Genomic DNA, 23,521 nt, shown 5'->3' on the forward strand with positions numbered 1-23,521 from the left:
AATCATAGCAGATTGAAAGTTACAGGCAGGGTCAGTTCGATGGGTCTGGGAGGTGCGGCGAATGGAGCTGCGGAGCTGACAGCCTCGACAGCCTGACTATCCAGAATGTTAAAACCGCTGGATTTTGCTATGCGGATATTTTTCACGCTCCCGTCCTTTTCAAGTCTGAAAACGACTTCGGTTCGCCCCGCCCAACCATTCTTTCTGGCTATCATGGGGTACACCAGTTTATTTTTAATTTTCGCTTGTATCCCGTGAAGATTGGCTTGTCTGTAACTGGCAGAGACCTCAGCCTCTGTTGGTTCTGCCACCTGAATCGGTACAGCCTTTGCAACTGAAATTTCTGATGAGACAGGTGCGGAAACCGTCTCTTTAACCTCAGCAACTTCGGAAACAGCCTGAGACACCACAGAGCTTACAGCCACAGGTGCTTCGGTTATAACAGGTTTTACCTCAATTTTTTTCCTTTCATGATCAGTTTTTTTCTTCTGAACTTGCTTAACAGGTTCAGATTTGTCTGTTTTCGGTTTCGGAGCTTCAGCTGTTTTTTTTATCGATTCTTCGACAGATTCCTGCACCACAGATGTGGAGAGTCTGATTGTCTGCACATTTTCCTCTTTTTTCACCTGAGCAAACGAAGAGGACAGCCAGAAGACACATCCGAAAACTACTGCATGAATCAACAGAGATTTCAGCAGATGGATCATTATTTCGCCCTGCCAACCTGCTGCAAGGGCTGTCTGCGCATCCTGTGCGGCAGAACAAGTCTTGCCGCCGCAGAAATATCCTCATCCAAAACAGAAGTTCTACTGTTCCAGGCAGCGAGAGTTTTTGCGGTCTTCAGCATTATTATATCCGCTCTGTGCCCGTCCACTTCTGATTCCATACACAAAACAGCAATGCGCATCATAGCATCCCTGTCCGCCTCAACGGTTTTCAGAAGTTCAAAAGCGCTAATTATCTTATCGGTGAGCGCCGCACACTCGTTTTTCCATTTATCTGCAAACGCCTCCGGATCGGCTTCAAAATCCAGTCTGCGTTCGATAACCTCGACACGTTTTTCAACATCCCGTATGCCGTCCACTGTCACACACAGCCCGAATCTGTCCAGAAGCTGAGGGCGAAGCTCACCCTCTTCCGGGTTCATTGTACCAACCAGAGTGAATTTTGCAGGATGGGAAAAGGATATGCCCTCTCTCTCAACTGTATTAACGCCCATTGCGGCAGAGTCCAGAAGCACATCAACAATATGATCTTCCAGAAGGTTCACTTCATCCACATACAGAATCCCTCTGTTTGCACCTGCCAGCAGTCCGTGTTCAAACTGTCTTTTTCCGCCTTTCAGAGCGGATTCCAGATTCAGCGAACCGACAACTCTGTCCTCCGTTGCTCCGACAGGAAGTTCCATAACGGGAACACGCTTTTTCATTGTCGTAGCGGAAGCACATTCCGCTTTTTTGCAGGTTTGGCAAAGCACAGCGCCGTATTGCGGCAGGTTGAACGGGCATCCGTCCACCGTCTCAATTTCGGGTAAGATGTTGGCAATGGCTCTCACCGCCGTGGATTTTGCCGTTCCTTTTTCGCCCCGTATAAGAACTCCTGATATGGACGGATTTATAACATTAAGTATAAGTGCAAGTTTAAGGTCGTCCTGTCCCACGATGGCGGGAAAAGGGTATACGATTCTATTCATCAGAAAAACTCCCTCTGACGGCATTCAGCAGCGAATCCGCCTTTAAATCTTTTATTTCAAGCAGTTTCGCACCCAGTGCCGAGGCGAGTTCCCCCGACAATGCAAAATCCGCCAGTCCTTTCTTTTCAGTATCAATAACTATAAATTTGACGTCTTTCTGTTCTCTTGCCCAGTTTGCGGCAAGCTCCTGAGATTCTTTGCGGGGATTTGCACTATCTGCATAAGGCACGTTTGCCCGCCCGTCTGTCATAATGATAACGACAGGTCTGGAATCAGGATTATGTCTTAAATATCTGCCTGTGAGCCTGCGTCCGTCCTCTATTGCCGCCGAAAGGGGAGTTTTGCCCCCTGTTGGCAGTTCCCTCAGTTTTCTTTCTGCAAGCTCAACAGAGGATGTGGGCTGAAGAAGAATTTCGCTCCCTTCGCCACGAAAGGCTATCATAGCGACCTTGTCCCGCTTCTGATAAGTATCAAGCAGCAGTGACACCACAGCTCCCTTTGCCGCCGCCATCCTCGCCCTCGCGCCCATAGAACCGCTGGAATCCACTATGAACAGGATAAAATTACCTATCCGCCTTTCCCTCTGCTTCTCTCTGATATCCGAGTGTTCAATGGCTATGGCGAACCCTGCGGGAGGTGTACGCATGAACTGATTAGCCGCAGCTGTCCGCAGTGTGGCATCTATGGCAATATCGCCAGAGCCTCTGTTTTCGGTGGCGCGAACGTATCTGCCATGTTTTGCGTCTGTTCTGGTGCGTGAGCGTCTGCCGCTCCCTTTTCTGTTCTTCCTGTCCTTTGCCGTCTCTATCTTCTTTATGCCGAAAAGCTCACCCACACTGAAAACAGTCTCCATGCCGGCACCTTCGGATTGTTGCTGTGAGCTGCCCTCACTTTCATGACTGTTGTTCTCTGTCCTCTGAGAACTGTCCTGTGTCTCCTGATTATCTTTATCCTGCTGAGGTTTATTTTCTTTCGGGGCGTTCTGGGTTTCCGGATTCTGCGCTTCCATCTGTCTGCGCCTGTGTGCCAGAGCGAACTCAGCCACTGCGTCCACATCCTCACACAGAACCTTATCCCTGCCGTTCAGAGCGGCATGAGCCTTCGCCGCCTCTGCTATGACGATATCCGCCCTGTGCCCCGCCGCATTGGCGTTCAGCACCGTTTCGGCGATGTAGTTTATTATGGAATCATCGACACACACGCTCAGTGTGCGTGCCGCTTGTATTCTGTTTTTAAGCTCTGTCTGCCTCTCTTGTGCCGCCGCAATAAAACTCTGCGGATCGGCATCAAATCTTTCACGGCTTTCCATCAAAAGAACCCGCTCCATAGCGGATGCAGAAGCTGTCACCTGAACAGAAAGCCCGAATCTGTCCAGAAACTGCGGTCTCAGCTCACCCTCTTCGGGGTTCATTGAACCTGCGAGAACAAATTCTGAATTGTAGACCTCTGAAACACCTTCGCGTTGAAGATGAACAACACCTGATGCGGAGCAGTCCAATAGGATATCAGTGATGTGATCGTCCAGCAGATTCACCTCGTCAACATAAAGGAATCCGCCGTGAGCATCAGCCAGCAACCCTTTACGGACACTTCGCTCACCGATGGTCATTGTCATCTCAAGATCAATACTCCCCGCCAGCCTGTCTTCAGTTGCGTTCAAAGGCAGGTTTACGAACGGAACGTCCAGAAGTGCGCTTAAAGCCCTTACCAGAGTAGATTTTGCAGTCCCCTTTTCACCACGCAAAAGCACGCCGCCGGTCTTCGGGTTTACAGCGTTCAGAAGCAGGGCAAGCTTCATCTCCTCCTGACCGACTATAGATATAAAAGGAAAAACAGGCTGATGGGTCATTTCTTTTTTACCTTCTGAACAGCGTCCTTTATCTTATCAATACTCTCTTTCCAGCCTGCAACCTCATCCGCGCCGATGATGTCGATGCTTCCGCCCTGAAAATCACCTTCTATGTCGCCCATACGCTCCTCTATCCAACCCTCTATCTCAAGATAAGTGTCTTTGAGCGTATCCAGCATTTCCGGGTCGGCGTTCCAAAGCCCTCTGGCTTCCGCCTCAATAAGCCTTCTCGCAGCCTCTTCCAAAGCCCACGGGTTGTGCTTTTCAAAAAATTCTCTGTTCTCTTTATCCGCCAAGAAAGTTCTGGTGATGTCATCAAAAATTTTATCGTCAACGTCGCCTGTCGCCGCTTCCCAGCCGAACACCCTGCCGATGCGCTTGGAGATGTCTCCCGCGCCTTTGTAACCGTGGCGTTTCATGCCGTCTATCCATTTCGGGTTCAGAAGTTTTGTCCTTACAACCCTGCGTATCTCGTCCGAAAGTGTACGCACTTCGACTGCTGACGGTTCTCTGGTATCACCGTAATAGTTTTTTATCTTTTCGCCTTTGAGATGTCCGGCAGTGACACTCAGTCCGCCGTGGTTACCGAAATAGCCGCAGCAACCCAAAAGGTCGTGAGCATCGTCCATTATTTTGTTGAAAGTAACGTCAACTGTCGCAAGCGAGCGGGCAAGCTCCTCGTATGAAGCCTCTCCGAAATATCCATCGCCGTAGGCATAGCCGTTCCATGCGATGAATATGTCTGCAAGGTCGGATTCGGTCTTCCAGGCGGAAGCATACACAGCCAAATTCACACCCGCCCTGTATGTTCCGGGTGCGGCAGAAAAGATTCTGCGCGATGCACGCCGGAATGCGTTTCTGTCAGCAGGGTCTGTTCCCTGCTCTTTTATATTCTCCAGTGAGTGTTTCCTCACAAAGTTAAGCTCAATGGGTTCTTCAAGTTCCGCCACAGCCTGAATTGCTCTGTCAATCAGAGCTATCCTGTCGGGAAAATTGTCCCTTGTTATGCCCGAGACCCTGATTGTCAAATCTATTCTCGGTCTTCCAAGCTCCGACAGAGGCATTATCTCAAAACTCTGCACCCTGCCGTTTGCCGCCCAGACAGGGCGCACGCCCAGCAGATGCATCATCTGCGCCATCCCCTCTCCGTCCGACCACATAATGTCGGCACACATCCAGTAGAACGCCACGTTTTCCGGCAATCTGCCCTCTTCGTTCAAATACTTGTTTATCAGCGCATCAGAAAGTTTTCTGCCCAGAACAGCCGCCGCTTTGGTGGGTACACTCTCCGGATCAAGAGAGAACATATTGCGCCCCGTGGGCAGAACATCATCTTTGCCTCTGTATATCAAACCCGATGCGCCCGCAGGGGTATATCCTCCATCTACAGCATTAAGCATTGATAAATCTTCTGTGGAAAGCCTTAATCTTTCCAGTATATCCAGCGCACGCTCCCGCAGTGCCAAATATTTTTCAGGTTCGGAGCAGTCGCCGAACTCCTCTGTGATTCTGTTTATAAGTTCATCGGCGCCGGCAGTCATACACAGCCGTACCAGCTTTTGTGCCGCCGCATCAGTCATTTCAAGCATGGTTCCGCCGTCAAATCCGCTGTCTTCATCAGTGGTTCCCTGATTGTTCAGCATAAAATCAAAGTCCATAGACAAAAGTTTTGCCGCAAGCCTTCTGGGAGACGTATCCGCCGCAGTATCAAAATGCAGTACGCCGTAAACGTAGCCAGCTTCATCCTCCGGCAGATGTCCGAAAATATGCATCCCGTCCTGAATTCTGGTATTTCGCATACGGCTGAGAACGCCATGCGCCGAATCCTTAACCTCAGAAAAACGGGCGGCGTTCAGATCGAAGAAGCCAAGCTCCTCCTGCATCTTCATCTGCTCCAGAAGCCCGATGATGATATGTTCCAGCATATGACATCTGCCCGCATCCGAAACCTTAGCCTGTTCCCACTCGCCAAGCATTCTGTCCAGCTCCAGATAGTCGCCGTACAGCCCGCCGTGTATGAGAGGAGCCTGCATATGGTTCACCAGCGTGGCATAACTGCGCCGTTTAGCTATTATCCCTTCGGGGGAGTTGTCAGCGTTATATATATAAAGATGGGGGAGTTTGCCTATTACTATGTCGGGCAGGCAGGCTTCCGAAAGCCCTGCACCCTTACCCGGCAGAAACTCAAGAGTTCCGTGCGTGCCGACATGTATCACTGCGTGCGCTCCATACTCCTTCTCAATCCACCTGTATGTGGCGAGATATTGATGTGGAGGCGGAATATCTGGGTCATGCAGAATTTTGCAGACCTCGCCGTCACACCTCGCACCCGCACAGCCCCGCTTGGGCTGTACACATACCAGAACGTTTCCGAAATCAAGCCCCGTCACAACTATCTTACCGTCATGCACCATAGCCGGAGGCATGCCGCCCACAGCCTCGCCCGGAGGATTGCCCCAGACCTCGCACATTCTGTTCTTTATCTTTTCGGGCAGCTCGTCCCACCAGCTGCAATATGTGTCAACGTCCACCTGCGCCAGTGCGCCGCCCTTGTTCACTATCTCATCCACCGTCGTCCAGCGGAATTCGCTTATCGCCTTTTTCGTCAGAATCATCTGCGAAAGAGCTTCACCGCTTTCCGGAATATCACGCACATCGAATCCGTTCCGTTTCATCAGATGCATCAGCCTGACAACGCTCTCTGTTGTATCAAGCCCGGCTCCTGAACCGACTGTTGCCTCAACTGAGGCACATGCGGCATTGTGGAGCATGAAAACGACCCGTTTTGAAGCGGCAGGAGATTTTCCGAGCCGCACACGCTCCCCAATGCGTATTGCAAGGTCACCGCATCGACGCTTATGGGGCGTCCGTTCAGACACGGAACCATACTCGCCTTTTTTCATTCCGCCGATGAAGAAGGGTTCTATCACCCCCTCGAACTCCGGCATAGCTATCGACCACGGGATATCGGCACTCAGCCCTATCGGGTCATCCTCCCACTCCTCAATGGTTTTTGAGGAGGAGACCACAGGCTGAAACACCGGAACATTGAGCCTTTTCAGAAGCTCAGTGCCACCCATGGAAACCTTGGTATCTGCCATGCTGTTACCTCTGGAATGATCCAGAAAGAATGTCAGCATTTTCACAAAAACATCAATGATTACCTCATCGCCGCGCATGAAATATTTTTCTACCGTGCCGCCGCTGCCGAGTGCGCCGACATCGCTGTCTCGCGTTCCGTTGGAAAAAGCGGGAATGACCCGCATACCATTATCCTCCAGCGCGCGTATCATCTCATGCTCGACATCAAGCTGTCCGTTCACCCAATAGTGTCTGCTGAAAAGAATACCGGCGCAGGGGGCGTCCGAAAGCCCTTTTTCGATACAATAGGTATCGTACCAGTCAAGGTAATCATCAATATTCTCGTAATGATCAGAAGGGGCAGAGGGATGATGCACCCCCTGCCATGGAAACTCGAAAACGGGCGGAACAGGGCAGCCGATTCCCATTACCTCGTTTGCGATGAGGCTCAGAAGCCCCGCCGCATTCCGGCTGCCCCCTGCGCGCAGATATTCCGCACACTTTCTCAGTATGGGAACAGACACATTTGACAAAGCCCAGTAGGACGGATCGTGGCTAAGACATATTACGGTCTTTTCCGAACCCTTAAAGTGGTCTTCAACCTCCTGCCAGAACACATCGGCTGAACGGTAAAGAAGAACCACATCGGAATTTTCCGCATCTTCAAAAGCCTGTTTCAGGAGAGATTCGTCCCTTGCTATGTCTTTTGAGCCGAACATGTTAAGCCTGACAAAATCAAGCTCTGCGGCTCCTTTTATAAGTGCCTGCGCATGGCTGCTCCATACTATGCCCGTTATCCGCATCATTTATCCTCTAAAACTTCGCTGTAACTTCCACCATGTAGTTTCTCTCTCTGCCCACATAGTAGTCGTAGTATTCTTTGTCGAATATATTGTTTATTGCACCGGAAACCTCGAAGTGTTTGCCGATTTCGGCAATGACTTTCGTGTTCCACAGCCAGCGTTCGGTATACCCGCCGTATACGTCATCTACGTCCGTATTGTCATCCGCTGTGTAAATTCTGCCCTGATAGTTACCGTCCAGAGCGAATGTCAGCATTCTCCATTTGTAGCTGCTGCCCACGTTGAATACCTTTTCCGGTACGTCAGTGAGTTTCTTGCCTTCGGAATCGGGATTGTTATCGTTCTCAAGAACCTCTGAATCAACCCATGCTGCGTTCGCATAAAGTTTCAGATTTTTTACAGGCAGGTATTCTATGCCAAGCTCGATACCGTCGATTCTTGCTTTACCCACGTTCTGCATATATCTGTCTGAACCTGTTGCGGTTCTTTCCAGAGCATCTTTAAGTTCGCTTCTGTAATAGGTTCCGGTCAGCTTCATTTTTTTAGCAAAGAAGAACTGATCAAAACCGAGCTCCCAGCTTTTCAGCTTTTCAGGGTCAAGATCGGGGTTTGAGTGATAAGTGGTTGTTCCTGATTTCCATGTTCTGTAAAGGTCGTATATGCTGGGCGGACGGAAAGCAGTACCGTAGCTCGTTCTGAGACTGGTTTCTTTCAGCGGTTTCCAGACGAGAGCTATTTTCGGGCTTACAGCCGAGTCTGACGGTTCTTCAAACTCCTCAACGCTCCCAATTGAACCGGATTTACCGTCTGTTGCCTTCCAGGAATCATAACGCACTCCCGCATAAATCGTGAAATTAGCGGGAAGCAGCCATTCGTCCTGAACATAAAGTCCGTAGTTGTCTGTCTTGCCCTGTGTAATGTCCGTTTTAGCAGTTTTACTGTCCTCATCCCTGTAAAATGACAGAGAATAGCCTGAAGCATCATAGTCGTCGGCTCTGTAGGTGAAGCCGCCTGTAACGGTATGCTTAGAGCCTGCTTTTCCTGTAGCCTGAATATCAGTGAACCATGTATTCACATTTGAGTCGGACAGAGTGCCTGCCGCGGTATCATATGTTCCGGAGCTTCCTGCGGAAGTGTACCATTTATCCTTATCACTGTAGCTTAGTTTTGCGGTGAGATTCACTTTGCCGAAATCTCTCTCGTAAATAGCGGAATAAGTCGTATAGGTTTCATCTCCGTTTCCATTGTAATAAACAAAGCTGTTGGGTGTTACTGTTGCGTATCTGCCGTCTTCAGTCACAACATATCCGCTGTAAGCAGTGTTTCCGCTTGCGTCGGTCAGATATGAATTGGGACTGTCATAACCGTACTGATGGCGTCCCCACTGGATATTAAGGTTAAGCATACTAACTGCATCGGGGGTATAGTAAGTCTGAAGGTTTACGTTCTGACGTTCTGCCCAGTTGCGTCCCGTGTCGCCTACAATAACCTGATCTGCTCCCGCAGTGCTTGTGGTTGCCTCTCCGCCGTAAAGCTGTGTGCCAGTGGGTACTGTGGATGTCACGCTTCTTCTCACAAGTCCCGTTGCATAGCCGTCGGTTTTTTCCTGCTCGTACCCGATGCGGATACCGAATTTATCGGAAAAAGTATCACCGTATGAAAGACTGAGTTTTCTTGTGCCGTCGCTTCCGGTTCCCAGAGTGACCTGTCCCTCTCTTCCTGCGGGTTTATGGGTGATGATATTCACCGCTCCGCCAAGAGCGTGACCGCCGTAAAGAGCGGACGCAGGACCTCTAGTAATCTCTATCCTTTCAACGTTCTGAACACCGAGCTGTGTCCATGTCACCCCTGCACTGTAACCATCATTAACAGGGATACCGTCGATCATAATAAGCGTTCTGTCCTGACCGTTCAGCCCTCTCAGGGCTATGCTGGGCGTCGCAGACATAATCCCTTTATTTCTGCCGACCATAACTCCTGTTTCATATTTGAGTGCATCGTCGATGGTTGATATGCTGTGTTGTTTGATTTCATCGCCAGTAATTACGCTCACGCTGGCAGGTGCATCCTCAACCGCTGTGGTGGTTCTGGTGGCTGTAACAGCCGTCTCTTCAAGTGTTGCGGAATCCTCCGCAAAAACGGGTGCCGACATGGCTGCCAGCGCAATAACCGTTACAAGTAAAATTCTCTTCATTACTCCTCCTCTTTATTAAAACTGAGACCTCGTATACCGACGGAAATACCTCCTGCCATAGTCACTTCCGCCTCTACTCCGTATACTTTTCTCAGCATTTCCTCATTTAAAATATCTGCGGGACTGCCGGATGCATACACCCTGCCGCCGCTTAAAACTAAAGCTCTGTCGGATCTGTTTGCCGCAAGCTGAATGTCATGTATAGCCATGAGCACCCCCTTTCCTTCCGCCGCCAGTGAAGAAATTATTTCCATAGTCTCTATCTGGTGGCGCACGTCCAGACTGCTTGTGGGTTCATCCAGTATTATGTAGTCTGCATCCTGTGCCACAGCCCTTGCCAGAGCAACCTTCTGACGCTGACCGCCGCTGAGCTGAGTCATATCCCGCATGGCAAGCTCTAAAAGCCCAAGGCGATCAAGCACAGCCTCCACAGCATCAATATCAGCAGAAGGAATATGCCACGAAAGGTTCTTCCGTCTGCCCATCAGCACCGCATCGAACACCTTAACCGGAAAGCGGTTGGATATATGCTGCGGAACGTATGCCATCACACGGGGAAACTCGTCCCTGTGGATACTCTCAAGCGGGCGACCATTTACCGTCACCAGCCCGCCGCTCCGCTTATGAATATTCATAACAGAACGCAGCAGTGTGGTTTTTCCGGAACCGTTTGGTCCCATAAGAGCGGTCACCTGCCCTTTGGGTACGGAAAAACTGATGTTGTTCAATATATTTAACTTCCCGTATGAAAACGAAAGAGAGGTCACCTCTATCATATGTGTCCTCCCATCCTTTTTTTAAGTATTAACCACAGAAAGAAAGGAACTCCGATAAATGACGTCATTATTCCGAGCGGAATGACCTGCGGGTTCCAGAGTGTTCTGCCCGCTGTGTCCGCAGTTATGACAAGTATTGCGCCCACAAGACCTGACGCAGGAAAAAGAAATCTATGATCACTGCCAAGAAGAAGGCGTGAGATATGGGGTGAAACGAGTCCTATGAAACCTATTACACCGGTAAAGCAGATGGAAGATGCACACATGAGAGCCGCAAGCATCATCGCTGTGAATCTGAGTCTCCCCGTATTAATTCCGCAGGCTCTCGCTGTCTCATCGCTCTCTATCATCATATTGAAATCCCATGCTCTGCGCATGAACCAAACACTCGGAAGAACGGCAAAAGCAGCCGTTATGCCTATCTGGTTCCATGTTGAATTGGCAAGACTCCCGAACATCCAGAACACAACTGCCTGAACCTGTTGGAGAGTTGCCGTGTACTGCATAAGGGATGTAAGAGCGGAAAACAGAAACATCAGGGCAACACCGGACAAAATAAAAGCTTCTGGTGACGCACCCTTGACCCGACCGATGGCAAGCACTGCCAACGTGGTGAGCATTGCACCAGCAAAAGCGCAGGCAGCAATTATCCATGGGACGCTTGCACCATACATAATAGCAAGCACCGCACCGAAAGCTGCGCCGGACGAAACGCCAAGTGTAAAAGGAGATGCAAGAGGGTTGCGCAGGGATATCTGACTGGCTACGCCCGAAAGAGCAAGCCCCCAGCCCACGAGAACCGCCATCACGATTCTGGGAATCCTGAGTTCCCACAGTATCATGTAGTCCGATGAGCCTTTATCGGTAAGCCCTGTCAACACTTCCTTAAAACCTGTTCCGGAAGAACCCATGAACACAGATACAACAACCATAACGACGGTCAGAAAGGCAAGAAGCAGAACGATGAGGATGCGTTTTAACTCATACTTTCTGTATTTAAGAACCGCCGTCATCTGGACACCGGAGGATAAACGTATACTCCTGAATATTTAAGCCCCTGAAAACGGCGAAGGTATTCTGCGTTCAAAGCTGCCGGATCAAGATGCTTAAACAGTTCCGGATGAAGTCTTTTCGCCATCTCCACCACACCCAGAAGCGCGCGGGGTCCGGGTCCCAGATCAGACGTAAGAATAAGAATTTTGCCGTTTTTGACACTATCCAGAAGACGAAGCCCCTGACGGTTCTTTATCTCGTCATAGGTTTCTTTCAGCCTGCCGCCGCATCCGCCGCCGTAGCAGTCCCTGTCGGGAATCATTTTAACAACATAGGCAGGCTTCTGGGTGTAGACCCACTCAGGTTCTACCTCCAGATACGGGATGGATGCACCTCCGGCTATATTTTTTCCTCCGGCAAGAGTGATCATCTCATGAAAGCCTGAACCGGGACCGGAACTGCGGAATATGCCGTAGCCCTCGATATATACTTTCGGTAGTTCTTTAACTTTTGAGGTATCGTTTTTTATCCTGTTGTAAAGCGGCTTCCACCACGATAGAAGCTCCGCTGCTTCTTTCTGTCTGCCAAGCACAGAGGCAAATTCAGTTACTTCTCTCTCAAATGATGAAATTTTATAAAAATCAAAACGAAGCATCTTTATGCCAAGTCTGCCGAATTTATCCTCTGCCTCTGCACCCGGAGATTTCACATAGCTCAAAACATAGTCTGGTCTGAGTTTCGCTATCGCTTCATAGTCGGGGTCACGCCAGCCGCCAGCCACGGGATATTTTGCATACTTACCCCAGAAAGAAGGCTCTTTAGCTATGACGTCACTGATGCCGACAACCATATTATCGGCTTTCAAGGCTCGCATGACCTCAAGTCCGTCACTGTTCAGCACAACAATGCGAATTGGTCTTGCGTATGAGTGGAAAGATAGCATAAACACTAAAATTGAAAAAAACACTTTAAGTTTCATAAGAAACACCACTTATTGACTTTTAATAAAATTTAGTGCAAATAATGAATAATACTTTTCTTGAATAAGTCATACAATTAACACGCCACTTCCAACATGTCAATGATTCAGTAATACTATTTATACAATCATATTACTTTGACTTGTGAAATGAGATTCGGCGTGATAAAGTTTCTGCTGATAACGGAGGGACACATGAACGGCATAACACTGGCAGTTGATTACGGAGTTATGGGTGTGCTGGCTTTGATGAGCATCATCGCTGTTGCTGTGGCGGTTGAGCGGTTCAGCTATTTCCGCAAAATACGGCACGACAGTTTCAAAACTGTTCAGGCATACGAATCAGCACTTACAAAAAGAGTGTATATAGTTGCAACTGTTGGAACGAATGCACCATATGTCGGGCTTTTGGGCACTGTACTGGGTATAATGCAGACGTTCTATGCCATAGGTATCAGCGGTTCGGCGGACGTGGAAGCCATCATGACGGGGCTTGCCATGTCGCTTAAGGCAACAGCGGCGGGACTTGTCACCGCAATACCGGCGGTAATCCTCTATAACATCCTTATAAGAAAAATAAATGAAATGATATTACACAAAGAGGCAATTAATGCGGGAGAAGAGTTTTGATTCCATAAATGTCGTTCCTTTCATCGACATTATGCTGGTGCTTCTGACAATCGTGCTGGCTACGGCAACTTTTATCTCAACCGGAGCTGTGAAAGTCAAACTACCTGAAGCGAAGAAAGTTGAAAACACTGAGCAGAGCATAAAACCCGTTTCAATTGAGATTACGGAATCAGGGAATTATATTTACGGGGGTAAAGATGTCACCCTCGATGATTTCAGCAAATTCATTGATAATCTGGACAAAAAACACATCATATCCGTTTACGCCGACAAAAAATCAGAGGTTCAGCCGCTTGTTGACCTTATGACATTACTCAAATCCAAAGGCTTTGAACAGATAGACCTGAAAACGGCTGTGAAGAAATAAATAATAAGAACGGCAACATGGCAAATAGTTCCCATATCCCTCCAAATTAGCAAAGATAAAATATCAATATCTGACAGAATAAATTAATACATAAATTTAGTTTTCGTATTTTGAATTTACAAATTGCCAACTTGTTTGCATGCAAATATATTTATTATATATTTAATATTTGTAATTCTAAAATAACCTTTGCTGACGCTCTAAGAGTAGTTGTATATATTTATCCTGCATATTTTTAGATAGAAAACTTGCTCTGATTGTACTCTCCCATTCAGCAGAAACAGACTGTAACTGGGAGACCGCTTTATCAATTATTATCTCATTCAAACCAAGTCGTTCTGTACCAAAATAATCTATAAAGTCTGACTTCGTTATTTTGTTTTTTTTCGCTTTTAGAGGCAATGCAAGCTCCTCTATTGGGTTTGGAATCGCTATTGTCGTATTCAGAAGGTCATAAACAGGGGAAAGCTTAACTTTGACTCCTTCATATATCAGGGAAAAGTTTTTGAGGTGCATATCCTCGTTGCCTGTAATAAATGAAAATAGAGTCAGCCTGAAAAGCTTTTCTTTCTCGATCTGCGGGAAGGTGCAATATTTTTCTATTATTTTTGCAACCTGCTCCATGCTGGAACGATATTTGGTGTCTCTTGTCGCACCTGACAGCTGAGCAAAATCCTCAACCGACAATTTCATATTTTTGCCTTTACGGTCAAATCTCTTGATAACATATGTCAAAGAGCCGTCTTTTCCATAAACCATGAAATGGAGGGGAACTTCCAGGTGGTATGTCTTTGCCAGCCGCATTGTCAGATCTTCATTTTCTGGCAGTTCAGGATAGTCTGCGGACTGAGGTTTCAGAATATATTGCCCTCCCCTGTCGCAAAGTTCCAAAATGCCATCTTTTATGTTCAATCTTGCAGACAATTTAGGCTGGACACCCTGTATGGACATTTTCTCAGACCTTGCTGCTGCCTCAAAACGGAGCTCGTCTTTGGTGTAGGGTAAATCATGCAATTTTTTTAGGTTTCGGTTAATCGCTTTCAAACCATCAGTGCTGTATCTGCTGTCAGTTTCCATATAGGTAATAGGGCATTTCATTCTGTCACCTCCTCAACTGTGACAGAGCCGACAAGATCAGCCCCCACAGCTATCAGTTGTGAGAATGAATCTGTGCGGTCAATTTTCAGTCTTCTGAGCAAAGATTCCAACTGATAACCTTCAGGCAAAAGCCCGTCGAAGAAAGGTGGAAAATCATTAAAAATATAAGGCACATCAGATACTGGCATTGTCAAAGAAATTGCAGACCCGGAGTAATCTGGTAAATACAGAAATTCATACCCGTGTTCAGTTTCGGCAAGATATCCGGCAGGTCTCCCTTGTTGAAAAATTATTGCCTTACGCATTTCTATTACCTAAAGGAGAGATATATTCTATCTTGATATTAAGAACATCCAAAACTTTCAGTATATTTTCATACTTTACAGTCATCTTTCCTTTCTCAAGATCATAAATAAGATTTTTGGCAACTCCGGCGTGATTGGCAAGCTCTTTCTGTGTAAGTCCTGCCGCTTTTCTGACATCTCTTATAATTTCTGCAAGCTCCATCAGAAATACCCTCCATAAAGGGAATATTTAGTGCTTATATCTATTATTCACTACCGAAATTAAAAAATCAAGTATTTATCCCTCCATAAAGGGAATAATCTCCAGTTTTTATTAAGCTGAGCTATAAAGATTAGTTTTTGCAAGTATTTCCCGTTATAAAGGGAATTCTTTTGAATATATATTTAAATGTTTAAAGTACATCTTTCTTCACAAGTATCATTCTCTCATAAACCAGAACCAAAAATATCTGGAGTTTTACGTCAGAATGAAGACCAAGTCTTAGGAAGTCTAGTCTGGAGGGACATCAAATGCAAAAAACTCTTGTTCAGAATTTGTCCACTAGCAGAAGGAGCTTACGCTAACAATTCCAAATTACAAAAACTCATTCTGGCAGAATTCTGACAGCAAACAGGAAAAAGCGGGGGTATGCGGGAGTGAGCTTTGATAATCATATATTTGAGGATGTTAAAATTTATATGAAAAAACTAATTGATATGCACTTCCAGATCTTCAATTTTATAACCCCTTCCCCTAACCGAATAAATAAGACGCTTATTAAAAGGTTTATCAACAAGGGTTCGCAGAACCCAAAAATGAGCCTTCAGCGCGTCACTCAGAGGAGGCTGGTCACGCCAAAGATCGTACTCAAGCTCCCCACGGGAAACAAACCCCGGAGATTTTTCTACCAGCCGATGAAGAATACGGAAACATACTGCGGAAAGCCTGATATTATGTTCCCCGCGCTTTACAATTCCTTTCTCCGGGTCAAGGGTCAGATCACCTATTTTAAATAAACCGGAACAGGAATGGATTTTCTGTTTTTCTAAAACCGCCTGTATTCTGGTAAACAATTCATCAGGTCTGAACGGTTTTGAGATATAATCGTCGGCTCCGCATCTCAAGCCTTTTAGTATATTTGATGAATCTATCCTGTTTGTCAGAATAATGACCGGAATCTTAAGACACAGAACCTGTCTGATATTGGAACAGATATCAAAACCGTTCATTCTATGAAGATTGATGCTGAGAAGTATCACATCATAAACGTTATCCTTCAGAAGAGAGATAGCTTGTTGTCCAGATGCGGTAAAGTCGGTCGAACAATGCCTCTTTTCCATATAATCTATTATTTCTTCCGCCAAATCGTAATCCTCTTCAATAAGAAGAAGTCTCAGACACATATTTTCAGATAATAATTCAAGCATGAAAGCACCCGTTCATTCTTATCACTCATTGGAAGAAGCCGCCCCTTTCAAAATAGAGCGGCTTTTCTTAAAACACCTACAAGAGATGTCAGGGCTGGGCAATTGCGCGTAACCTATTTCAACAACCCCCCAGAACAATAAAAACCGCTTATATGTCAGCCCTAACAAACATATAATTAACTTCTATTATATTAAAACTTTCTCATTCACTGAAATACAGCCTTTATTGCAGGCTTTGGTGCATACACCGCAGCCGTTACACAACAATGAGTTATGGTTAAAACTGCCTTCGGTATCCTCTTTCAACGCACCTGTCGGACAAAGTTTTATGCAGATTCCGCATCCTGAACACTTTTCTTTGTCTATTTGCAGTGTACACAAGGGAAACTTTCTATCTAAAAGAATGTCTTTCGTCACCAGATGTTTAATTAAAGAAAACGTCTCTCTGAAAAGAACAACCCTATGGGAAAGTCCAGTTTTGCCATTAAAGTCAACCGCTGAATTTTCCTGAACTGTAACAGCGTCTGCGATATCATTCACACTTACAGCGAATTCCCGACCTAAAGTTTTAAAAAAATCTCTTCTGCTCAAACTCTGATTTCTTAATCTGCCGCTTGCTGCTGATACTGCAAAACCATCGGCAAATAGCGTAATTTCATTTTCACCAAGGCTTATTTCTACCGAACACCCTTTAAGGCTTGCCGTAAAAGTCTCAAGTGAACGCAGCTGTTCCGCAATACGGGTGTCACCATCTGCTTTTCCGCAACGACCGCAGTCATCAAATTTAAAAACTACCTTTTTAATACCTTTACTAAGCCAATAAAGAACATGAACAACATGTATGCTTCCCAAACAGTTTACTGTTCTCATATTTTTAGCTTTTATCGGTTTACATCCGATAACAAGCTCAGCTGTATTCAATCCATCAATTATACTGTCACACCACTTCTTTTCCGTCATACCGGAACGTTTAAAAGCTCCGTAGTTGCACGCGGATATACACTTTTCGCATCCTGTGCATTTAGAGCTGTCCACAGATATACCTGTTCCCGGTCTGCCGATTTTTATCGCATCGGTATTACAAGCGGTTTTGCAGTCGCGACACTCCACATTCTTATGAAACATCGCAATACAATGGTTGGATTCCGGTTTAACAGGGGAATAGCCTGTATTCTGCATCCCACCGAATAATTTGAGCATGTTTACTCCGACAAACCGATGATGCACTCCAGATCGGTCTTGACCAAAACATAAGGCACCATTGCTAATGCGTTATAAATACTGTCAGCAGACGACATTGCAATTAATTTTTCACCGAAAAGCCCCAGCCAGTTCAACATATGATTTCCGATAAAATCTCTTTGTGTGGAAAGGAACTCCTCTGATATCTCTGCGCCAAATCTTTTCCGTATCATCGTGCAAATGAAGAGACACTGGATTTCAAGGGAATCCTCAAGCTTACCTGCCCCTGCCGGCAAGCTGAATCCATATTTGCGGTAGTATCTTCTGCAATCCACCCATTGTTCCCTTTTGATAAGTTTTTTCACGGATAATACGGCAGAAGCAGTGTCGGGAACTTTTTTAACTCCCAATACGAAATATTTAGTGTGCTCTCTTGCCATCTCAAGCTCAAAATCAACATTGTCCTTCTTTGCGCGGTTTGTATCCATCCATGCGGTGATTTTTGATATGATCATTTCTGCCGCAAGCTTCTCTTCAGCACCAAACGCCTCTTGATATAACAGAATGAGGCTTCTCAGAACACTTACCCTTTCATATGATAAAAATGAGCTGAAGAGTGTTGACAATTCAGAATAAAGATTAAATCTGCCCTTCATAAACAAATCCATATCAATTGCTTCAGCATTCATTTTCCGCTCCTTTTATGACAACTTTATTAAGACTGATTTCTCTTATATATTTATTTTGTCCTGAACACTCTGTCACACAGTACGAAATAGCTGCTTCCGCATCTTTCTCCGGACTGATTTTATCTATATCAGTCACTCTGAATTCAATACTGCTGACAGATTCATCAAAGCAATAATATAGCCCCCGACTGTCCAATGCCCTTTTTATTACACAGGCATCTTCACCCCATGCTTTTGCGGATTTTATGAAAAAATCATCTTCGTCAAACATTTCATAAGTGCTGATTTTAGTTCCGGCATTCTGAGAATATATTTGGGATGTAAGCTTATTTTCAAGGGAGCAATAGTGTACCCCTATTTTGAAATTATTCTTCAAAGCGTATCGGACACATTCAAGAGCAACGATTTCACTTCCGTCAACCGGAAGACCGCCTGCGTAGTCATATTTGTATAATATTCTGTAAGGACGGTGTTTTATACCGTAACCTCTGTCCGTGTATTCCTGTGGTCTCTGCCACGGAAAGAGGAATTCAAGCAGATTGACGCTGAAAATTTCACAGCTCTCCATGACATCTAAAAGAGGTATCATTTCATCATACGAATCAGGCAAAACAGGCATTTCAACAGTCACATGATTGATATACCTCTTTGCCAGTAAAAGTTTTTGTTCCAGCTCCATGCTGTCGTATTTTCCATTTGTATCTTTAAGAGATATTCTTATCTCGTCGATACAGCCTGAAAGCATCTTTAAAATTTCATCGGTCATCAGGTCGCCGTTTGTATAAAGCCGCGTATGTATTTTACGGTCATATCTCTTTACTGTACGGAAAAAATCTATACACTCATCGGGATAAAGCAACGGTTCGCCCCCTGTCAAAGCGACAGATCTGACTTTAGCCGCAGCTCTGGAATAATCTTCAAACTCTCTTTTTATATTAAAAACTGTATTGATTTTCTGATCATAGTTTTCCTGATTTCTGTTGGAACAGAAATAACAGTCCCTGTTACAGTCCAGAGAAATAATAAATGTTTTCGATCCGGCTCCGGTTCTGCAATGATCACAGGCGGCGGATCGTCTATTTACGACAACGCTTTTGGAACCGATACCGACAGTGCCGCCCAAAGCTTTAATTTCCGCGATGAGACTTTCCGTCTCCGCTTTTCTGTCGTCTGCAAAAGCCAGTCCTTCTCCGAGGACAGCTTTTTCAAATTCACAATAAATACGTTCGTATCTGCTGATTTCTTTATTTATCATAGCATCACAACTTTATAGTCCGGAGGCAGCGCAAACTGCCTCCGGTAAATACGGGTTACTATTTCCTTTTGAATATTATGGAAGGCTCAAGATCCTTCCCTAAAGTTGAACTTGCCGAGTTAACCGCCTGTGTGGGGTAACCCGTAACAGTCGACTCTGTACCGGAATATTTTGATTTCAGATCTTCAAGAACTCCGAAATCTATCGCCCTCTGAGGGCATGCTCCAACACATGCTGTCTGCTTATCTGCCGCCACTCTGTCCCAGCAGCCAGTGCATTTCTGCATTGGATGGTCAACGTTCCATGAGTCATCCTTTTCTGGTTCCTGAGTATCGTCTGCATACTGAGGTGCCCCGAAAGGGCAGGCAGCAAGGCACATTTTGCAGGCAATACAAGCAGTCCTGTCAACAATGACTATGCCGTCTTCATCTCTTTTGTGTATTGCGCCCATAGGACAAACACTGACACAGGCAGGGTTTGCGCAATGGTTACAACCCATTGTAAGCTGGTAAACCTGCAGATTGGGGTAACCTCCTGCTTCTGTTTCGGTTCTTCTCCGCCAGAAGGCGGGACCGGCATTCACACTGTTCCAGTCTTTACATGCAACAAGACAGGCATCACAGCCGATACATCTCGTCTGATTAAAGTAAAATCCTTTTTGTGACATTTTGAACTCCCCTTACGCCTTCTCAATTTTCAAACGGTCATCACTGCTCATAGACATACCAAACGCTATACGTGAAGGTCTGCCTGATGAGAGAGAGTTTGTCGCGCCGCCGATATCTACTCCGTCGGTGCCAACGCTGAACCATCCGCCATCGCCTATTCCGGCGTTATACGGAGCCATTCTGTTTGTAAAGCGGACAGAGGCATAAAGAACCCCTCTGGAGTTGGAAACCTTCACTCTGTCTCCTTCAGCAACACCTAGCTCCGATGCATGCACAGGGTTCAGATATACAGGTTCATAGATATCACTATCCCAGACCCCGTCTGTATAACTTCTTGAGGGATCAAGATAAGCTCTCTCTCCTGCAGAGTTACGCTTATAGAGTTCATTCAGAAGACTTTCATTACCCATCGTTGAATGCGCGCGGTAATTGAAATGTCCGGTCTGTTTCTTGAATATAAATCCCTTTGCAGTGAGGCCGAGAAGATCCGGGTGTGAATCATCTGCGTGCATTGCTTCCACGGCAGGAATATACATCGGAATTGGATAAACGAATCTGCGGCTTGTTGAGTTTGCAGATGTTGAAGCGGTGTATATATGCCCGCTGTTTTTGAGTACAGACGATCCGTCGGTATCGGTTGTCACTGTGTCCAAACTGGACTGGGCAGCCTCATAATCCTCAAGCATTGCCTGATAATATGCCTCAATCTTTCCAGACATAGTGTTAAGAGGGTTTGCGGCAGGATCCGTTATAAAGGCTTCTTTGGCAATACGTTTCACCTTATTCGGGCGCTGTTCAAGCATATTGACGCCGCCCACAAGCTGTATTGCGTCCCAGTCCTGATCTATCTGACCTTCGCTGTAACCTTTGTTCCAGTTGTATTCCGACCATTCATAATCTGTGTTTACGACTGTGTTTGTTCCGTCACCGACTGTTTTAAACTCCTCTTCTTGACCCCATGCAGCAGCAATTCTTCTGGATATCTCAAACTCGTTGAGAGCTTCTCCGGGAGCATCAGTGATTTTGGGCATAACAAGTGCCTCGGCAGTGAGCCAGCCGCATGTTTCGCCCCATTTCTCACCCGGTCCTGCACAGGGAAGGACATAATCGGATATCAGAGAACTGGCTGTAAAGAACAGGTCTCCTGTAAGGATGAGTTCCACATTGTAGTTGCCGTTACCGTCTTTAGCAGTACAGACATCAACTATCTCATTGGAGTTTCCTGTCTGATTGACAAAATTACCGCCAAAACAGAAAAGTCCTTTAATTGGTGTTGTAACGGTATTAGATCTTCCGTAGTTCCATTTTGAAACGTTTGATGTTCCGGCACATCTCACATAATCTATCCAGACAGGAAGAGAAAGACCGTTCATCATGATTACGTTGCAGAGAGGGTTTGTTCTGGCAGTATTGCCCACATAAGGTCCAAGCTCCCCACCCTGAAGCGTGAGCTTGGTCATATCATATGAATCAGCCTGAATGCTTGAAGAACCGGGGTTATTTCCGTTAAGTGCAACCTTATCGCTCATTGTTCCCGGATATTTGTAATTAACCTCATGGGAGAATCCATAGCTTCTGCCCTCAACACCGATATTTTTCGTAACAGCAGAAAGGATCGGACCGAGGTTTACAGGCATATCACCCTCAGTGTGGCGCTGGAGACCGCCTGAAACCCATGTTGTAACTTTCGTCTTTACATACATTTCAGCAAGTTCTCTGATTTTATCAGCAGAAACTCCTGTAATTTTTTCAGCCCATTCCGGTGTTTTTGTTATCTGACCATAGCAGGGAGCAGTTTTTCCGTAAAGACCGTCAGTAGCGGGAACGTTGTAGCCTATTGTGTCAGGATAAATTGACACACCCTGATTCACTGTTGTGCCTGCAGTCATGTTAGTATAGTCAGCGGCTTCGGAAGACATAACCGCATTGGTAAGCCTGTCATCGGTTCCCATAATATAAGCTGAAAGTGACGCACCTGCGGGAACCTGATATGCAGTTGCATTTGCACTTATATCCGCATAGTAGTGTTTCGGATTCGTATCATCAAAAAATCCGTGAACGTATTTTCTGATGAAAGCCTCGTCAAGCCACGGATCTGCAAGCAGATTTCCCGATTCATCCCATGTATTCACTATCATCTCATGCAGCATTGCAAGCATAAGAGCAGCATCAGTCGTACCTGTTATGCCTACATAATCATCTGCGAATGCTTCCGCTGTGGGAGTAAATCTGGGGTCAATAACAGTGACCTTAACCCCTTTTTCTCTGGCATTTGTTATATACCATGCTGTCTGCGGTCCGACTCTGGCTTCAGCGGGGTTAAACGCCCAAAGAACAAGATTGTCGGAGTTTTCGATATCCGCTCTGTTATTTGCCACGCGCAGTGCCACTGAGGTTGCGGTCTCCTGCGCAAATCCGTCATGGTCTATGAAAAAATACGAATAAGTATGCTGAGGATAGCTAAGGTCAAGAACCCATTGCACAGGGCTGCAATCAGATCCGAGAAGTTTTGTCAGGTTAGCAATCGTGTTGCCCTGGGATGTTCTGTCAGATGGAGCAAGACAGTTGTAAAATGTTGCTCCGCCATATGTGGTATAAAGGCCCTTTATTTTGGCAGCTATTTCGGATATCGCCTGATCCCATGATATTTCCACGAAACCGGTGATATCTCCCCTTTCTTTTGTCTGCTTAAGAGGTTTTGTGAGCCTGTCGTTACGATACCACCAATCAACCTTGGATCGGCATCTCTGGCATGATCGTATCTGAGCTTTACCGGCAAAGACATCGCCGTCCTCTCTGTCTTCATCAGTTACTATTCTTTTTACAACACCCTCTTCCAAATAGTATTTGCTGACGCATCCGCCGCCGCAATTGTGAGGAGTTGAACCTAAAACATATTCACCGCCGACATCAGGCGGCTGAAGGTTAGGGTCTGATTCGTCAAAGTAAGTTTTAGTCCCGCTTCCGCCGCAACCGGCAAGGGTGGCAGCAGCTGCCGCCGCAGACATTCCCTGAAGAACCGAACGTCTGGTTACTTTTTTATTCTTTAATATTTCTGTGACTTTCATGGTTATCTCCAAATCTGCTATTTACTGTAACTTGAAGGACTGTGACTCGTCTCGTGGCATGTGCCGCAGGTTGTTTCCTGCACGGGGTAATGGCAGCTGCCGCAGTGACGGTTCTGGCTGTCGCCCTCTCCTCCCCAGCCGGGGCGGTGAGTGATGGGCGGCGTAGACTTATGGCACTCTGTGCACGAGTCCTCTTTATGGCATACAAGACAGCTCTCTCTGTCCCATCTCGCCTTATAAGCATGGGTCAGACGCTTCCATGAACCGTTATGGCTTCGTGGAGCAACCTCCTGATGGCAGGTGATACACTCAACCCTGTCGGTATGACAGTCTTTACAGCTTTCAGGATCTGATACCGACGCCTGACCGTGAAGCTTCATCCAGTCAGCTGTATGGGTCTCAGGCTTATTGCTCTGGTATGCATACGCAGCGGTAAAAACTGCAAACAGAAGAAACAATCCTGCTATTGTTATATTTCTCATCG

Annotated in this window: 20 protein-coding genes and 1 pseudogene; 2 read left to right on the plus strand and 19 right to left on the minus strand. The window is 46.3% G+C overall.

What is annotated here, in order from left to right; genetic code table 11:
* Positions 1-2: 2 nt before the first annotated feature.
* From LRY47_RS12555 to LRY47_RS12590, 8 genes are read right to left on the minus strand one after another with little or no spacing between them, the layout of a single operon-like run.
* Positions 3-707 (minus strand): energy transducer TonB, encoded by a 705-nt coding sequence (locus LRY47_RS12555; RefSeq protein WP_295225963.1) that lies wholly within the window; start codon positions 705-707, stop codon positions 3-5.
* Positions 707-1,693 carry an ATP-binding protein gene (locus LRY47_RS12560; RefSeq protein ID WP_295225965.1) on the minus strand — a complete coding sequence of 329 codons (987 nt, stop codon included), beginning with the start codon at positions 1,691-1,693 and terminating at the stop codon, positions 707-709. The genes LRY47_RS12555 and LRY47_RS12560 overlap by 1 nt, the downstream gene beginning before the upstream one ends.
* The gene (locus tag LRY47_RS12565) at positions 1,686-3,542 is read right to left on the minus strand and encodes a VWA domain-containing protein (protein ID WP_295225967.1); all 1,857 of its coding nucleotides are present in this window, start codon (positions 3,540-3,542) and stop codon (positions 1,686-1,688) included. The genes LRY47_RS12560 and LRY47_RS12565 overlap by 8 nt, the downstream gene beginning before the upstream one ends.
* Positions 3,539-7,429 (minus strand): cobaltochelatase subunit CobN, encoded by a 3,891-nt coding sequence (gene cobN / locus LRY47_RS12570; protein WP_295225969.1) that lies wholly within the window; start codon positions 7,427-7,429, stop codon positions 3,539-3,541. Before cobN ends, LRY47_RS12565 begins: the two co-directional genes overlap by 4 nt.
* Positions 7,430-7,436: 7 nt before the next feature.
* Positions 7,437-9,620 carry a TonB-dependent receptor gene (locus LRY47_RS12575; protein WP_295225971.1) on the minus strand — a complete coding sequence of 728 codons (2,184 nt, stop codon included), beginning with the start codon at positions 9,618-9,620 and terminating at the stop codon, positions 7,437-7,439.
* Positions 9,620-10,396, minus strand: a complete 777-nt coding sequence (locus LRY47_RS12580; protein ID WP_295225973.1) for an ABC transporter ATP-binding protein — start codon at positions 10,394-10,396, stop codon at positions 9,620-9,622. Before LRY47_RS12580 ends, LRY47_RS12575 begins: the two co-directional genes overlap by 1 nt.
* Positions 10,393-11,409 (minus strand): iron ABC transporter permease, encoded by a 1,017-nt coding sequence (locus tag LRY47_RS12585; protein WP_295225975.1) that lies wholly within the window; start codon positions 11,407-11,409, stop codon positions 10,393-10,395. The genes LRY47_RS12580 and LRY47_RS12585 overlap by 4 nt, the downstream gene beginning before the upstream one ends.
* Positions 11,406-12,290, minus strand: coding sequence for an ABC transporter substrate-binding protein (locus tag LRY47_RS12590; protein ID WP_295225977.1), 885 nt, complete (start codon positions 12,288-12,290; stop codon positions 11,406-11,408). Before LRY47_RS12590 ends, LRY47_RS12585 begins: the two co-directional genes overlap by 4 nt.
* 240 nt (positions 12,291-12,530) lie before the next feature.
* On the opposite strand from LRY47_RS12590, the gene exbB reads away from it, so the two are divergent.
* Entirely contained in the window at positions 12,531-12,998 is a 468-nt protein-coding gene (gene exbB, locus LRY47_RS12595) for a TonB-system energizer ExbB (protein WP_295225979.1), read from the plus strand.
* Positions 12,979-13,365, plus strand: a complete 387-nt coding sequence (locus LRY47_RS12600; RefSeq protein ID WP_295225981.1) for a biopolymer transporter ExbD — start codon at positions 12,979-12,981, stop codon at positions 13,363-13,365. The genes exbB and LRY47_RS12600 overlap by 20 nt, the downstream gene beginning before the upstream one ends.
* Positions 13,366-13,542: 177 nt before the next feature.
* Here LRY47_RS12600 and LRY47_RS12605 read toward each other — a convergent pair whose 3' ends face one another.
* The 11 genes and pseudogenes from LRY47_RS12605 to LRY47_RS12650 all read right to left on the minus strand — a co-directional run bounded on the left by LRY47_RS12605 (position 13,543) and on the right by LRY47_RS12650 (position 23,519).
* Positions 13,543-14,463: a HipA domain-containing protein gene (locus LRY47_RS12605; protein ID WP_295225983.1), complete on the minus strand. Its 921-nt coding sequence runs from the start codon at positions 14,461-14,463 to the stop codon at positions 13,543-13,545.
* Positions 14,460-14,768 carry a HipA N-terminal domain-containing protein gene (locus LRY47_RS12610; protein ID WP_295225985.1) on the minus strand — a complete coding sequence of 103 codons (309 nt, stop codon included), beginning with the start codon at positions 14,766-14,768 and terminating at the stop codon, positions 14,460-14,462. The genes LRY47_RS12605 and LRY47_RS12610 overlap by 4 nt, the downstream gene beginning before the upstream one ends.
* A complete protein-coding gene (locus LRY47_RS12615; RefSeq protein WP_295225987.1) occupies positions 14,761-14,970 on the minus strand; it encodes a type II toxin-antitoxin system Y4mF family antitoxin in 210 nt (69 codons plus the stop codon). Before LRY47_RS12615 ends, LRY47_RS12610 begins: the two co-directional genes overlap by 8 nt.
* A gap of 485 nt (positions 14,971-15,455) precedes the next feature.
* Positions 15,456-16,175 (minus strand): response regulator transcription factor, encoded by a 720-nt coding sequence (locus LRY47_RS12620; RefSeq protein ID WP_295225989.1) that lies wholly within the window; start codon positions 16,173-16,175, stop codon positions 15,456-15,458.
* Between the two features lie 186 nt (positions 16,176-16,361).
* Positions 16,362-17,135 carry a 4Fe-4S binding protein gene (locus LRY47_RS12625; RefSeq protein ID WP_295225991.1) on the minus strand — a complete coding sequence of 258 codons (774 nt, stop codon included), beginning with the start codon at positions 17,133-17,135 and terminating at the stop codon, positions 16,362-16,364.
* 18 nt (positions 17,136-17,153) lie between these two features.
* Positions 17,154-17,375, minus strand: a pseudogene (locus LRY47_RS14205) (4Fe-4S dicluster domain-containing protein); the annotation flags it as partial.
* 2 nt (positions 17,376-17,377) lie between these two features.
* Entirely contained in the window at positions 17,378-18,046 is a 669-nt protein-coding gene (locus LRY47_RS12630; RefSeq protein WP_295225993.1) for a molecular chaperone TorD family protein, read from the minus strand.
* Positions 18,036-19,301 (minus strand): radical SAM protein, encoded by a 1,266-nt coding sequence (locus LRY47_RS12635; RefSeq protein WP_295225995.1) that lies wholly within the window; start codon positions 19,299-19,301, stop codon positions 18,036-18,038. The genes LRY47_RS12630 and LRY47_RS12635 overlap by 11 nt, the downstream gene beginning before the upstream one ends.
* Before the next feature lie 58 nt (positions 19,302-19,359).
* A complete protein-coding gene (locus LRY47_RS12640) occupies positions 19,360-19,968 on the minus strand; it encodes a 4Fe-4S dicluster domain-containing protein (protein ID WP_295225997.1) in 609 nt (202 codons plus the stop codon).
* Positions 19,969-19,980: 12 nt separating this feature from the next.
* Positions 19,981-23,037, minus strand: coding sequence for a molybdopterin-dependent oxidoreductase (locus LRY47_RS12645; RefSeq protein WP_295225999.1), 3,057 nt, complete (start codon positions 23,035-23,037; stop codon positions 19,981-19,983).
* Positions 23,038-23,054: 17 nt separating this feature from the next.
* On the minus strand, positions 23,055-23,519 hold the full coding sequence (locus LRY47_RS12650) for a hypothetical protein (RefSeq protein ID WP_295226001.1): 465 nt from the start codon (positions 23,517-23,519) through the stop codon (positions 23,055-23,057).
* Positions 23,520-23,521 lie beyond the last annotated feature (2 nt).

It is taken from the genome of Seleniivibrio sp., from assembly GCF_021209385.1.
GTDB lineage: Bacteria > Chrysiogenota > Deferribacteres > Deferribacterales > Geovibrionaceae > Seleniivibrio.